Annotated in this window: 10 protein-coding genes; 6 read left to right on the top strand and 4 right to left on the bottom strand. The window is 64.9% G+C overall.

Going from position 1 to position 14,813, the window contains the following annotated elements; all coding sequences use genetic code 11:
* Positions 1-96 precede the first annotated feature (96 nt).
* Positions 97-1,122 (top strand): NAD(P)H-dependent glycerol-3-phosphate dehydrogenase, encoded by a 1,026-nt coding sequence (locus ACQZAB_RS03860; protein ID WP_428387238.1) that lies wholly within the window; start codon positions 97-99, stop codon positions 1,120-1,122.
* Between the two features lie 28 nt (positions 1,123-1,150).
* On the opposite strand, the gene ACQZAB_RS03855 is transcribed toward ACQZAB_RS03860, so the two are convergent.
* A complete protein-coding gene (locus tag ACQZAB_RS03855; RefSeq protein ID WP_428387236.1) occupies positions 1,151-3,571 on the bottom strand; it encodes an inverse autotransporter beta domain-containing protein in 2,421 nt (806 codons plus the stop codon).
* Between the two features lie 258 nt (positions 3,572-3,829).
* Between ACQZAB_RS03855 and ACQZAB_RS03850 the strand changes: the two genes are divergently transcribed.
* Complete coding sequence (locus ACQZAB_RS03850) at positions 3,830-5,977, top strand: methyl-accepting chemotaxis protein (RefSeq protein WP_428387234.1); 2,148 nt, start codon at positions 3,830-3,832, stop codon at positions 5,975-5,977.
* Positions 5,978-5,997: 20 nt separating this feature from the next.
* Here ACQZAB_RS03850 and ACQZAB_RS03845 read toward each other — a convergent pair whose 3' ends face one another.
* Positions 5,998-7,293 carry a beta-ketoacyl-[acyl-carrier-protein] synthase family protein gene (locus tag ACQZAB_RS03845; protein WP_428387232.1) on the bottom strand — a complete coding sequence of 432 codons (1,296 nt, stop codon included), beginning with the start codon at positions 7,291-7,293 and terminating at the stop codon, positions 5,998-6,000.
* A gap of 18 nt (positions 7,294-7,311) precedes the next feature.
* Entirely contained in the window at positions 7,312-8,643 is a 1,332-nt protein-coding gene (locus ACQZAB_RS03840) for a beta-ketoacyl-[acyl-carrier-protein] synthase family protein (RefSeq protein WP_428387230.1), read from the bottom strand.
* A 150-nt stretch (positions 8,644-8,793) separates the two neighbouring features.
* Here ACQZAB_RS03840 and ACQZAB_RS03835 point away from each other — a divergent pair, with 150 nt between their 5' ends.
* Complete coding sequence (locus ACQZAB_RS03835) at positions 8,794-9,960, top strand: N-acetylmuramoyl-L-alanine amidase-like domain-containing protein (protein WP_428387228.1); 1,167 nt, start codon at positions 8,794-8,796, stop codon at positions 9,958-9,960.
* A 9-nt stretch (positions 9,961-9,969) separates the two neighbouring features.
* Here the strand turns inward: ACQZAB_RS03835 and ACQZAB_RS03830 are convergent, their stop codons facing one another.
* A complete protein-coding gene (locus ACQZAB_RS03830) occupies positions 9,970-10,797 on the bottom strand; it encodes a type II secretion system protein (protein ID WP_428387226.1) in 828 nt (275 codons plus the stop codon).
* Between the two features lie 150 nt (positions 10,798-10,947).
* On the opposite strand from ACQZAB_RS03830, the gene hisF reads away from it, so the two are divergent.
* Genes hisF through ACQZAB_RS03815 form a run of 3 tightly spaced genes read left to right on the top strand, consistent with a single transcriptional unit; the run spans position 10,948 to position 14,802 of the window.
* Positions 10,948-11,775, top strand: a complete 828-nt coding sequence (gene hisF / locus ACQZAB_RS03825) for an imidazole glycerol phosphate synthase subunit HisF (protein ID WP_428387225.1) — start codon at positions 10,948-10,950, stop codon at positions 11,773-11,775.
* A 19-nt stretch (positions 11,776-11,794) separates the two neighbouring features.
* Complete coding sequence (locus tag ACQZAB_RS03820; RefSeq protein ID WP_428387223.1) at positions 11,795-13,105, top strand: type IV pilus twitching motility protein PilT; 1,311 nt, start codon at positions 11,795-11,797, stop codon at positions 13,103-13,105.
* A gap of 56 nt (positions 13,106-13,161) precedes the next feature.
* Positions 13,162-14,802: a GspE/PulE family protein gene (locus ACQZAB_RS03815; protein WP_428387222.1), complete on the top strand. Its 1,641-nt coding sequence runs from the start codon at positions 13,162-13,164 to the stop codon at positions 14,800-14,802.
* Positions 14,803-14,813 lie beyond the last annotated feature (11 nt).

Genomic DNA, 14,813 nt, shown 5'->3' with positions numbered 1-14,813 from the left:
CGTTGCCGAGGGCCTGTTGGTTCGGTCGATTGGCTGGATGCCCCTGCGTTCCCCGTCAACGTGGTGTCCGCCTCCGATCTGGGTTATGAAAGAGCCATGAATATCACTATCATCGGCAACGGTGCGATGGCGACGGTCTGTGCCCTCATCCTCGCACCCGCCCACCGGGTGCACATCTGGGGGGCCAACGCCCGTAAGCTCGCGCAGATCGCCCGAGCCCGCGAGAACGTGCTCTACCTCCCCGGGCCGAAGTTCCCGGATGGCATCCTGCTCACCAGCGACGCCCGGGAGGCCCTCGACGGCGCCGAACTCATCATCAATGCCATCCCGACCCAGTACATCCGGGAGGTCTGGGACCGGCTCGCCCCCCTCACGCCCGCGGGCGTGCCGGTCGCTTCGGTCTCCAAAGGCATCGAGCAGAAAACCGTTCTCCGGCCGACCCAGGTCATCGCCGAGGTCCTGCAGTCGTCGACCGGCAGCGATCACCCGGACCGCAGCCCGCGGCCCCTCGCCACACTCTCGGGCCCGACCGTCGCCGAGGAACTGGCCCACTGCCTGCCCGCCACCCTCTGCGCCGCTTCCGAAGACACCGGCTTCACCGAGCAGCTCCAGGCCCTCTTCTCGACCCACTGGCTCCGGGTCTACACCAACAACGATCTGCTTGGCGTCGAACTCGCCGGCGCGACCAAGAACGTCATCGCCCTCGCCGCAGGCATCCTCGACGGCCTGAAGGCCGGCATCAACGCCAAGAGCGCCCTGCTCGCACGCGGGCTCGCCGAGATCACCCGGCTCGGCGTCGCGATGGGCGCCAGGCAGGAAACCTTCTTCGGCATCGCCGGCGTCGGCGACCTCGCCACGACCTGCTTCTCGCCCACCGGCCGCAACCGCACCTGCGGCGAGATGCTCGGCCGCGGCAACAAACTCGCCCAGGTCCTCGAAGACATCCCCGGCATCGTCGAAGGCGTCCCCACCACCCGGGGCGTCGTCGAACTGGCCAAGCGCTACCGCGTCGAGATGCCCATCACCACCGCCATCTACCGGGTCCTCTTCGAAGACCTCGACCCCATCGACGGCATCGCCACCCTCATGACCCGCGAACTCAAACCCGAACGCGTCAATTGACGCCGTAGATCGAGAGCCTGAAAGCCGGCTAGTTCGCCGTAAACCCGTCGGTATCCACGAAGCCATCAGGCGAGCCGAAGTCGATCTGACCGTTGATGGTCGTCGCCGTGTCGTTGACGACCGGGTTGGCTGGCTCCAGTCCGGTGGTCGGATTGAACAGCAGGTGCGTGTTGCCATTGCCGTCGAGATTGATCGTCGCGCCCGTGAACACAAACGTATCCACCGCGGGGTCACCCTCTTCCTGCTGGCGCGTGATCAGCGTGTTGTTGTTGAACGTCAGGTTGCTGTTGTCGATCGCAAACAGCACGGCATCGGCAGCCTCACCCAGCGCGTCGGTGTTCAGCGACGTATCGAACGTGTAGCCCTCGAAGATGATGTCGTTGGTCGCGCCCGAATCCTCGATCCGAACCAGGGCCCCGGTGATCTGGGCGCTCGTCTGCAGCGTCGGCACGTCCCCGGCGAAGGCGGGCACGCTGTTGAAGGTGATGTCGTCCGAGTTCCGGATCACCAGCAGGCCGCTGAAGCCGTTCGCCCCTGTCGAGGTCACGGTGACCGGCGCGAGGTCGAGGTTGGTGATGGTGTTGGTGTCGCTGACATCTGTGTTGGTCACGTTGTCGAGCAGGAAGATGTCACCGTTGTCGAAGCCACCTGCGGGGCCGGTGCCGAAAGCGAAGCCTACCGCCGAGAAACCATTGATATCGAGGTTGTCGACGGTGTTCGCGTTCATCAGCCGGTTCCCGAGCGTCGGGCCCTGGACAAACACGTTCTCCAGGCTCACATCGGCGGCGTTCGTGATCCGGAAAACATCCGTCGTCGTGCCCGAACCGGTGACGGTGACGTTCGAGACCGCGACACTGCTGGCGTTGTTCTCGATGACGATGCCGGCCACTGCCGGGCCGGTGACCACCAGGTTGTTCAGGGTCACGTTGCTCGTGGCCCCGCCGTTGATGCGGACAGAGGCGTTTGAAGTGGCCTGCTGATCTCGTATAGCCACATTGTCAATCAGCACGTTGGTTGCGCCGTTGACAATCTGGATGGGATCACCGGTCTGACCCACAAAGACTGTGTCGCTCTCGCCAAAGAAGGGGTTGAAGAAGCCACGGACCTCCACATTGTCGACGCCATCAATCACCACGGCGCTGCGACCATTCACCAGAGCGATCTGATCGATCACGGTGTCGTTGGCGGCCCGCACCACGTCGGTTAGCGTGTCATCCTGGCTGATCACGGCTCGGGAGCCGGGCACCCTGAAGAAAGCGGTTTCCGTACCCGACGCATCGGCGATCTGGACCACCGAACCGCCGCCCAGCAACGACTGACCGTCCTGAAGATTGATCGTGGAGGCCAGATCGAACCGTGTCTGGCTGCCCAGCACAAAGATGTTCGGCGTCCCGAGATTGACGGCAGCGATCAGGTCGCCGGTCGGGTCAGCGACGGTGCCGGCCCCCGCTGCAGCGTCTCCGTTGAGCTGCACCACATCCACCGCCCCAAACGCCTGCGCCCCCGCCGTGCCCGGCACGGTCGCCGGCTCGGTCGAGATGATGACCGACCGCTGACCGGTCACGACGTCGATGTCGCGCTCGACCTTCCGCGTCATCCGGGCCGGCTGCCAGTCGGGCAATGGCGTCGAGATTGCGCCCGGCCGTCCGCCCAGACCTAGCGGGATCCGAAACGCCAAAGTGAGGAACGTCTGGTTCCCCCGCACATCGTCGTCCTGCCACTGAACGCCTGTTGTGATCTTCGCACCGGGGTAGATGGCCTCGGCGTCGATGTTCCACTCGGCCCGGAGGCGCGGCCCGGCGACCGTCTCGAAGTCCGAATCATCGAAGTGGAAGTAGGCCGCGTAGAACCACGCATCGATGTCCTTCACGGGCGAGCGGATGCCGGCTTCCAGATCGAAACCCGGCAGCGGCTTCTCCACGCCCCGTGCCCGCGCAAAGTTGATCGTGTTCCCATCGAGGATGCCGCCCGTGCTCACCGGCCCGAACTGACTCTCCTTGTCCTCAGGCAGATAGATGTTCGCCCGGAACTCGTAAGACTCCAGCAGCGCCTCGGCCCCGATCGTCAGCTGCCAGAAGCTGTTGTCGTTGCCCGAGATCAGGTGGTCGTAAAACCCGTACCCGCCAAGGATGAGGTTGTTGGTCACCAGCCGGCGATAGCCCAAGCCGAGGTTGTATTCCTGGGACTCATCGTCGTCGAACCGGAAGCGAAAGTCGGCAAAAAGCAGCTGATCCTGAAGCTGCGTCAGCGGGATCAGCACATCCGTCTCGCCGATGTTCCGGTCCGAGCCGAGTTTGCCCTCGAACGAAAAGAAGGCGTCCCAGTACTGAGGCGACAGTATCCCGTCACGCTCTGGCGGGCCGTCCTGAGCCAGGGAGACGCCGGGCAGAGACGCCGAGAGGGCCAGGCTGGCGGCGAGGCAGGCGGCCGTTGAGCAGGATTGACGCATAGAACACCACACTCCGGGCGCCAGTGGTTCATCCACCAGCCGATTTTTTCGAAGCTATCAGACCCTCTGAGGGGGGTCAAAGGCTTGATCGATCTGAATTTGTGTCAAACGGCTAACCCAAAATCAGCGTTAGCGTCTTGCCCAAGCTAAATCCGCGACTGCCGTTACGGGATGGTTTCAGTACACCGCTGAGGCGAACGATATGAACGACTCGAGCGGAAGGCGTTGATTCCCGACAAAAAGGTACGGAGGTTAGCCGTGACACTTTCTCATCGATTCGGCTTGCTGGTTGGCTTCTCGACACTTGTCAGCGTCGCCCTACTCCTGGGGCTCGTGGGCTGGCTGTTCAGCGGGATGACCGGCAAGATCACCACCGGGATCACCCGCGATGGCCAGAGCGCCGTCACCGGCATCGTCTCGATGCTCGAAACCGTCTGCACGACCCAGGACGACCTGCTCAAGATCAAGCTCGAAGGCGATCTCGCCGTCGCCAGAAATCATCTGCAGAAACTGGGTGGCATTCGCTTGGACAACCAATCTGAGTCCTGGAGCGTGATGAACCAGTTCACACGCTCCGTCTCCGAGGTCGATCTGCCCCGCCTGCTGGTCGGCCAGGACTGGCTCGGGCAGATCAAGGACCCGGCCACGACCGTCCAGGCCGTCGATGGCGTCCAGGCGCTGGTCGGCGGCACCTGCACGATATTCCAACGCATCAACGACCGGGGCGACATGCTCCGCGTCGCCACCAACGTCAGGAAGAACGACGGCACCCGTGCCATCGGCACCTACATCCCCGCCAACAACCCCGACGGCCAGCCGAACCCCGTCGTCGCCACGCTGCTCCGGGGCGAGACCTTCCGCGGCCGAGCCTACGTCGTCAACGACTGGTTCCTCACGACCTACGAGCCCATCTTCGACGACAACCAGCAGGTGATCGGAGCCCTCTACGTCGGCGTCAAGATCGAAAGCATCGACAGCGTCAGAACGGCCCTCTCCGAGAAGGTCATGGGGAAGACCGGCGAGTTGTTTGTCGTGCTTGGTAACGAGTTCCTGATCCCGCCCGCCTGGGGTGAGATCCACGGCCCGATCGCCGACGTCAAGGATGCCGAGGGCAACGCACGCTACGAAACCCTCATCGAACGCGCCCGGACCTCGGGCGAGGTCGAAACCGCCTCGCTCACCACCGCCAACGGCGAGGTCGTGCTGGTCGGTGCCTACCACTACAAGCCCTGGGACTGGGTCCTCATGGCCGAGATGCCCGAGGCCGACATCGCCTCCTCCCTCGAAGTCACCGAAGCCGCGGGCGCCAACCTGCTGTTCTGGCTGCCCGTCATCGGCCTCGGCGTCGTGGCCATCTCTGGAACCCTTGGATTCGTTGTCGCCTCACGCGTCTCACGACCCATCCGCGAAGCCGCCGCCTCGCTGGCAGAAATCTCCGAAGGCGAAGGCGACCTCACCCAGCGGCTCAACGTCTCGGGCGGCGCCGAAGAACGCGCGCTCGCCGAAGCCTTCAACCGCTTCGTCTCCATGATCCATGACATCCTGGTGCAGGTCTCCCGGGCCAGCGTCTCGGTCCGCGAAGGTACCTCCGGGATCGCCGAAACCTCTCGGAACATGGTCTCGACCATGAACGACCAGACCGGCCTGATCGTCTCCACCTCCGCCGCCGTCGAAGAACTGGCCCAGAGCGCCGATTCCATCGCCGGCCGAACCGGTGAAGCCGCAGGGCTGGCCGCTACCTCCGGTGAAGTCGCTAACGCCGGCGGCGAGACGCTTGGCCGAACCATCTCCGGCCTCGAAACCATCCGCGAAAGCGTCGATCGCGCCGCCGAAGCCGTCACCCGTCTCGGTGAACGTGGTCAGGAAATCGGCGGGATCATCCAGGTCATCGACGACATCGCCGACCAGACCAACCTCCTCGCGCTCAACGCCGCCATCGAAGCCGCCCGAGCCGGCGAGCACGGCCGCGGCTTCGCCGTCGTCGCCGATGAGGTCCGCAAGCTCGCCGACCGAACCACCAAAGCCACCGCACAGATCACCGAATCCATCGAACGGATGCAGGAAGAAACCTCCCGGTCCGTGACCCGGATCTCGGAAGGCTCGGAGCAGGCCGCCCGGGGCGCTCAGGAAGCCAGCGAAGCCCGTGGCTCCCTCGAGCAGATCGTCTCCTCGGCCACAGGCGTCAGCGGCCTCGTCACCGATATCGCCGCCTCCGCCGAAGAGCAGTCCGCCGCCTCCCGCGAGATCTCCACGAGCGTCGACTCGATCGCCAAAACCTCCCAGGAGACCTCCGCCTCGGCCGAGGGCATGCTCGAAACCTCCAACCACCTGGCCGAAGAATCCCAACGACTCGCGACGCTTGTCGGCCGCTTCAAGCTCGACCTGTCGGCCGGGCAGAAGGGGTAGGGGGGCTGGGAGTCGGGCGGTCAGTAACGACGGAGGATGAGCGTGTCGTTCTGACCGCCGAAGCCGAAGCTGTTCGACAGGCAGACCTCAACCTCCGTGCGTCGGGCCTCGTTGGCGACGTAGTCCAGGTCGCAGTCCGGGTCGGGGTTCTGCAGGTTGATCGTCGGCGGCAGCACCTGATCCCGGATCGCCAGCACGCACGCGATCGCCTCGATCGCCCCGGCCGCCGCAATCAAATGCCCGAGCATGCTCTTGATCGAGCTCATCGGCACGTTCGGCGCGTGCTCGCCGAACACCGCCTTGACCGCCTTGGTCTCGATCGCGTCGTTCTCCTTGGTCGAGGTCCCGTGCGCCGAGATGTAATCGATGTCGGTCGTCTCCACACCGGCCCCCTTCATCGCCAGCCGCATCGCCTGGGCCGCCCCCCGGCCCTCGGGATGGATATCCGTGATCCGATACGCATCCGCCGTCGACCCGTACCCCGCCACTTCCGCGAGGATCGGCGCCTGCCGAGCCTTGGCGTGTGCCTCGGTTTCCAGCATCAGAATCCCGGCCCCCTCGCCCATCACAAACCCATCACGGTCCCGCGAAAACGGCCGCGACGCCGTCGCCGGGCTGTCGTTGCGATTCGATAGCGCCGTCAGTCGGTTGAACCCCGTCACGCCGAGCGGGTGGATCATCGTGTGTGCCCCGCCGGTCATCATCACATCGGCATCGCCCCGCCGGAGGATCTGCATCGCCTCGCCGATCGCCTGCGTCGACGCCGCGCACGCCGTCAGACAGTTGTACGCAGGCCCGCGCGCATCGAACTCCAGCGCCAGGTGCGCCAACGGCATGTTCGGCTCCTGCTCCAGCTCCCGGGCCGCGCTCATGCCTTGCTTGGCCGCCTCGGTCCAGGGCCGGCCGTCGATCGCCTGCGCCTCCTCGTTCCACCCCGCCAGATGCGCCGCCACGTAGTTGTCGAAATCCAGAATCCCCTCACCCGAACCCAGGTAGATCCCCAGCCGGTCGTGATCCAGCTTCCCGGTCTCGTCAAAGGCATCCAGCCCCGCCGAACGCCAGGCCAGTGCCGCCGCACCCAGCGCAAAACCGATGTTCCGACCGATCTCCGCGTGATGCTCGGGATGACGCACCAGCTTCAACGGATCGAAATCCAGCACCTGCGACGCGAACGTCGTCGGGTACGTCGAGGCATCGAAGTGCTGGATAGGACCGACCCCCGATGCCCCCGCCAGCAACCGCTGCCAGACGCTCTCGATCTCATAACCCAGGGGCGTGACCCAGCCGATGCCGGTAACAACAACTTTGGTGGTCATGGGAGTTCTCTCACTGGCTCAGCCATTAGGCCCCTCGTAACGCTTGAGCACGATGGCCGCGTTCTGCCCGCCCACGCTCGACCCGAAAACAAGCACATGCCTCAAGCCGGTTTCAGACGCCGATCGGTTGCCCCCGATCCCGGCCAGCGGCTTGTCGCGATTCACCACCGCCGGCACCTTCTGCGACCGCAGCGCCTGAGCCGCCACCGCCAGGTCGATCGCCCCGCCGCCAGCGAAGCAGTCGCCCGCGATCGCCTTGATCGCCACCACCGGGATGTCTATTAGCCGTTCGCCGAACACGGCCCGCATCGCCGCCGCCTCAGCCCGGTCGTAAGCCGGCACGCCCGACCCGCCCGGCACAATCAGATCGATATCATCAGGCGTCAGCCCCGCCTCCACCAGCGCTTTGCTGATGGCCCGCTCGGCCCCCTTGCCTCTAGGATCGGGCGTCCGGTTTACGGTCGCCGGATGCACCGTCTGACTCGCCGCAAAACCCACGACTTCCGCATACGCCCCGGTCCCGCCACGAGCGCCGAACGTCTCTGCCGCTTCCAGCGTCAGAATCGCGCCCCCCTCACCAATCACCACCCCGGTCGCCCCTTCATCGAAGGGCCGCACCACCTCATCGGCCGCACGGTCCTTCGGGTCGGCCACCAACTCGGCGAACTCCTGACGGAGCATCCCCATCGGGTTGATCTTCGACTCCGCCCCGCCGCAGAAACAGAGATCGGCATCCTCCCGCTGGAGCACACGCAGCGACTCCCCAGCCGACAGCAACCCGCTCGCCTGCGCACAGGTGATCGTATTCGACGGCCCGTGCGCATCGTGGATGATCGTCACGTGACAGGCCAGCATGTTCGGCAGGTATTTCAGCAGCCACAGAGGCGTCAGCTGCTGCATCCCCTCACGCCCCCAGGCATGCATGTCAAAGCTGCCGTCCGCCTTCCGCGAGCTCACCATCGCCGTCGTCAGCTCGTCGATGTCCGCGGCGATCAGCCCCGCGCCGATGTGAGCGCCCATCCGGTCCGAGGCGTACGTCGGCTCGTCATCCGGCGCCGAGCCCTTGGTCTTCAGCCCGGCATCCTTCGCCGCCAGGTCCGCGCACGCCACCGCAAACTCGATGTCACGCGCCATCACCTTCGTCGCCTTGCGGTACGACTTCGGCACGTAGTTGCGGACCTTGAAATCAGAGGCTTCCGCCCCGTAAGCACACCGCATCGCCGAAGCATCGAACCGCTCGATCGTCCTGACCGCCGACCTGCCCTCGCAGGCGGCTTGCCAGTGAGCCTCGATGCCGTCGCCGAGCCCGGAGACGGGCCCCAGCCCGGTGATCAGGACCTTTCGCGTCATCGCAATCTTTCAGGTGTCTGGAGGGTCATCATCGTCATGGTTGGCACGTGAGTCTATCCCTCTACGGGGTGGACTCCAACCAACCGCCGGCCTGACAGTAAGATGGCCTGTTAGTACGCGAATCTTTGTTCAGCCATGGAGACCGCTGTCATGCGTGGAAATCGACGGGTTGCGCCGCTTGGGGTTTGTCTGTTGAGTCTGGCCCTGCTGGCCACCGGATGCCAGTCGGACGGAACCGCATCCGCTCCCGAAGACCGGCCGACATCGGCCAGAACTGTCGAACGCACGTCGTCCTCCACCACGGCCCAGCGAACCAGCCGACCGACCCCCACGTTCGCCGGTGCCCCGCTCGCGATGCTCCAGGAAGAGATCGCCATGTGCCGTGCCCTGGGCCTCGACCCCATCGAGGTCGCCCGGCTCCGCCAGCTCCCGCTCTACCAGATGAACGAGGCCCAGGTCCACAAGTTCCTGCGTTTCCTCCACGCCGTCGAACCCGACCTCCGCACCCGCATCGGCATCCTCGCCCGCAAAAACCTCGGCCAGCCCTACAACATCTACCTCCTCGGCGAAGCCCCCTTCGAGACCTTCGACCCCCAGCCCCTCTACTCCCTGCGTGAAAGCGACTGCGTCGTCTTCGCCGAACACACCCTCGCCATGGGCCTCGGCGGCGACTGGACCCGATTCTTCGGCATGCTCCAGCGCATCCGCTACCGCGACGGCCAGATCGGCGTCGCCACCCGCAACCACTACACCGAGTCCGACTGGGTCCCCGCCAACGCCTGGCTCTACACCGACGTCACCGATGACCTCGGCGGCGACGCCGTCGTCCGGTTCGAGCAACGCGTCGACCGCGCCCGCTTCCTCAAAAACACCTTCGGTCTCGAAACCGACATCCTCGTCCAGCAGCACGTCGATACCTACCTCCCCTTCAGCGAAACCGGCCGGGCCATCCCCGAACTCCAGACCGGCGACCTCGCCCTCATCGTCCGCGGCACCAGCCCCACCGATGTCTACGTCGGCCACGTCACCATGGTCATCCGCACCGAAGACGACGCCATCAACCTCATCCACTCCGCCAGACCCGTTGTCCGCGAAGAATCCATTCAGGGCTACATCCAGTCCGAGCTCCGCCGCGCCGACCGCCGAAGAGCCGAGGGCAAAGCCTACTTCCAGGGCTTCAAGTTCCTCCGCCTCAACGACAACCCCCTCGAACGCCTCGTCGAACTGGACGGCCCGGATGCTCCGAGCATCAAGCTCCCGCTCGGCGCTCTGGTCCGCACGATCCCCGATGTCCCGGTGCTCGAACAACCCGAGTAAGCGCCCAACTCACCGAAGCTCGGCGTCGCCGTACCCGTTGTAGTAGCCGTTATCCAGCTGACCATCGCTGTCGCTGTCGTCCAGCGCCTCTGTTGTCATCGCCTCGGCGTGCCCGTCGGCAAACACGAACTCCCCGGTATCCCCGCCCCGAGCCGTCGGCTCCGCCCGGGTGTTGCCGTAATAGCCCGAAGCCTTCCCCGAGCCCCGCTCCGACGTGTAAGGCGGGTCGATCGCGTACTGCCCCGATGTCCCCTCGTCGGCCCCGGCCGTATCCCCCAGCACCAGCGTCCGCGTCGGAGCGTAGACGCTCTCTACCGGCCGCCGAAACTCGACCGAACTCCTTGCGTTCCCCAGATACTGATAGTTGTAGCCATACCCGCCCCACCGGTTCCAGTCGGTCCGCGACGGATCGCCATAGCCGCTGTAGTCCACCGTTGGTGCCTGCGCCGCCTTCAACGCCGGGATGCTGCAGGCCTCGTGCCACCAGGGCTTGGAGAGGATCGACTCATCCAGGTCGAGGTGCGGGTTGATGAAGATGTCCGTGTTCTGCACAAAGGGATACAGGTAGTCGGCCCAGCGCGGCTTCGCCCCGTTCGCAGGACGGTTGCCGGATGAGATCGTCGACGAGTGCCAGGGGAACCGGCCATCCTGCTCCACCAGCAACGATGCCAACGCGATCGATCCGATCTGCCGGCCGTTCGACAAGCTTTGCGCATCCTTGGCCATCACCCGGGCCGCCCCGAGCGCCGGCAGCAGGATCCCGATCAGCAGCGCGATGATCGAGATCACCACCAGGAGTTCGATCAGCGTGAAGGCCCGTCGCGAAGAAGTCACCATGACAAATCCTTTATCGTTAATGAGAATCAATCTCAGATAATCAGTGCGTCTGAGGATCGTATTATCCTTGAGACTCATTCGCAAGTCTGGCTTCCTGCGTGTGGAAAACCCGCCAGCAACCCCACCCAGCCGTTCCTTTACGATGCCCCCATGCTCAGCCACCGCATCATCGCCTGCCTCGACGTCAAGGCTGGCCGGGTCGTGAAAGGCGTCAACTTCGTCGACCTCGTCGACGCCGGCGATCCCGTCGCCGTCGCCCGCGCCTACGACGAGCAGGGCGTCGATGAACTCGTCTTCCTCGATATCACCGCCAGCCACGAGGGCCGCGGCATCATCCACGAGGTCGTCCGCCAGGTCGCCGAGCAGTGCTTCATGCCCTTCACCGTCGGCGGGGGCATCCGCACCATCGACGATGTCACCGCCCTCATCCAGGCCGGCGCCGAGAAGGTCAGCATCAACACCGCCGCCGTCGTCACCCCCGAGATTGTCAGCCAGACCGCCCAACGCTTCGGCACCTGCGCCACCGTCGTGAACATCGATCCCAAACGCGTCCCTATCGACGACTACCGCCAGCGAGCCGGCGAAGACGCCCCCATCACCCTCTCCCAGGTGCGCCCCGGCACGTGCTTCGAGGTCCACACCCACGGCGGCCGGACGCCCGTCGCCCTCGACCCCGTCGACTGGGCCAAGCGTGTTGTCGCCCTCGGTGCCGGCGAAATCGTCCTCACCTCTATGGACGCCGACGGCACCAAAAACGGCTACGACCTCGAGATCACACGCATGATCGCCGAGGCCGTCGACGTCCCCGTCGTCGCCTCAGGCGGCTGCGGCAATCCCGAACACATGGCCGATGTCCTCGCCGAGGGCAAAGCCGACGCCGCCCTCGCCGCCAGCATCTTCCACTTCGGCGAGTACACCATCGCCGAGACCAAGCAACGCGTCGCCGCTCGAGGCCTCCCCGTCAGGCAACTCGCCTGAGCCCACCCAACAGTCTCCCTTGACCATCAGCGGCTGTCGGGCGACGATGGGAGGTCTGTCGCCGGTGCAGGGATGCCCGGTTCAGGCGATCAGGGAAGTCCTTCGCCGGACGCTTGTTGCTCGGTTTAGCGAGGTCATCGAAGTGGCTCATTCGTCACCGTCGTCGTCACATGGCAGTTCTCACGGCACGTCGTTTGGCGATCCCGTCCCCGTCGATCACGTCGACCAGAAGCGATCCCTCAGCGACACCCCCCTCAAGAAGTTCTTCAAGGCCGCCATCCAGTTCGAATCCTCCGACGTCATCATGCGCGCCGGCCAGGTCCCCAAGCTCCGCGTCAAGGGCTCCCTCAAGGCCCTCGACCACCCGCCCATCGCCGAAACCCAGTTCGAACGCTGGGTCGAGCAGGGACTCTCCGAAGCCCAGTGGCAGTACTACGGCGAGCACGGCTCCATCGACCTCGGTATCGATGTCGAGACCGGCGGCAAGAGCCACCGCTTCCGCGTCAACCTCTTCCGGACCCGGGGTCGCTCCGCCATCGCCGCCCGCCGGGTCAGCAGCGACATCCTCAGCTTCGATCAGCTCCACCTCCCGCCCGCCATCGAGAAGGTCTGCGACGTCCACCAGGGACTCGTCCTGCTCTGTGGCGTCACCGGCTCGGGCAAGTCCACCACCATCGCCTCCATGCTCGATCACGTCGCCAAACAGCGCGCCTGCCACATCCTCACCATCGAAGACCCCATCGAATACATCTTCTCCGACGAAGACTGCAAGGCCACGATCAACCAGCGCGAAGTCGGCATCGACGTCCCCGACTTCCCCTACGCCCTCCGCGCCATGGTCCGCGAGAACCCCGACGTTGTGCTCATCGGCGAGATGCGCGACCGCGAAACCTTCGAGGCTGCCCTCCAGGCCGCCGAGACCGGCCACCTCGTCTTCGGCACCATCCACGCCTCGTCCGCGTCCCAGGCCTTCGGCCGCATCTACGACCTCTTCCCCCAGGAAGAACGCGAAGCCATCCGCGGCCTCCTCGCCTTCCAGCTCCAGGCCTTCGTCTACCAGAAGCTCCTGCCCACGATCAAGCCCGAAATGCAACGCGTCCCCGCCGTCGAGATCCTCCTCCAGTCGCCGCCCGTCCGAAAGTTCATCCTCGAAGGCCGCGAAGACGAGCTGCCCGAAGTCATCAAGTCCAGCCGCGAAGCCGGCATGCAGACCTTCACCGATTCCCTTGTTGACCTGGTGGAGACCAACTACATTCATCCACGCGTAGCCCAGAGCGCCGCACCCTCGGCCGAGGAACTCAAGATGCGCCTACGCGGCATCACCGCCTAATCCAACCAACGATCACCTGACCGGAGTCCGACCGTGGGCTTCTATCCGAGATGAGCATGACCCTCGCGACGTTAGCCCAGGCTGAAACCGTCTTCCTCCTAAGCTGGTTCAAACCCCTCCTCGTCCTCGCCGTCCTCGTCGGCTGGGCACGGCTGGTCACCGTCCTCGACAAGGACATGGCCTACTTCCGCATGCCACGCATGCTCTGGAATGGCGGGCAACTGCTCGCCGCGCTCGTCGCCTTCGGCGCCATCTTTCTCATCCCCATCTTCTGGGTCGGTCTGCCCATCGGCATCGCCATCCTCTTCGGCGTGCCCTACGCCTACGCCACCTTCCGCAACCACCGCGTCCCCATCGATGCCCGCTGGGACCTCTCCCTCGCCGGACTCCAGGAACAACTCACCAACTGGCAGAAAGACCAGGCCGAGAAACGCGCCAGCCTCCGCATCATCAATCAGGACGGCGACCAGCTCGAAGTCCCCGTTGGCAACGACCCCAATGTCCCTAGCCACGCCACCCTCTCCGAGATCCTCAACTTCGCCGTGCCTCGCAACGCCGACCGCATCGAACTCACCATCGATACCACCGCCGGCAAGGTCGTTGCCCGCATCGATGGCGTCCACTATCCCCAGCCCGAGCTGGCCTCAAAAGAGGCCATGGCCCTGCTCGAATACATCAAAGCCTCCGCCGGCATGGACCTCTCCAACCACCGCAAACGCGAGCAGGCCATCATGAGCGTCGACCTCGGCGAGTTCGGCACCCACCGGCTCGCCCTCGACGCCGCCGGCTCCACCAAAGGCGTCCGCCTCGTGATGGACGTCAACCCCGCCAAGCAGGCCAACATCCCCCTCGGCGACATCGGCCTCACCGAATCACAGCACGACAAACTCGTCGAGCTCATCGGCGAGCCCGGCGGCACCATCCTCGTCACCGCTCCGCTCCAGCAGGGCGTCACCACGACCCTCTACAGCATCATCCAGACCCACGACCCCTACACCTCCAGCGTCATCACCATCGAACGCTCAAAGCCCTTCGAAGTCGAAGGCGTCAACCACCAGGAGTTCGGCGACGCCGCCACCCCCGAGCAGATCAACGACCGACTCCAGGTCATCCTCCGATCCGATCCCAACATCGTCATGCTCAGCGAACTCTTCGACGAGCGCACACCCAAGCTCTGCGCACCGATGGCCGAAGAATGCCGCTTCTATCTGCCCATGCGGGTCGAGAGCACCTTCGAAGCCTCCAAACGCTGGATGAGAACCGTCGGTGACCCCAAGCTCGCCAGCCAGAGCCTGCTCGCCGTCATGCACCAGCGACTCGTCCGACGACTCTGCACCACCTGCCGAACCCCCTACAAGCCCGATCCGGCTGCACTCAAGAAACTCAATATCCCCGCCGGCAAAGTCGAAACCCTCTACCAGAGCTCCGGACAGGTCGAGGTCAAAGGCAAGCCACGAACCTGCCCCGCCTGCATGGGCATCGGCTACCGCGGACGCATCGGCGTCTTCGAACTCATGGTGCTCGACGACACCGCACGCTCCTACCTCCGAAAGGGAGACATGGACGCGATGCGCACCCACCTCCGCAAGCAGAAAATGCAGTACCTCCAGGAAGCCGCGCTCGCCAAAGTCGTCGAGGGCGTGACCGACATCAAGGAAATCACCCGAGCCCTGGGCACCGGCAAGTCGTCAAGCTGAGTCCCTCCACG

The sequence above is a fragment of the Mucisphaera sp. genome, assembly GCF_965279675.1.
Lineage (GTDB): Bacteria > Planctomycetota > Phycisphaerae > Phycisphaerales > Phycisphaeraceae > Mucisphaera.
This window is presented reverse-complemented; position numbering and strand designations above follow the sequence as displayed.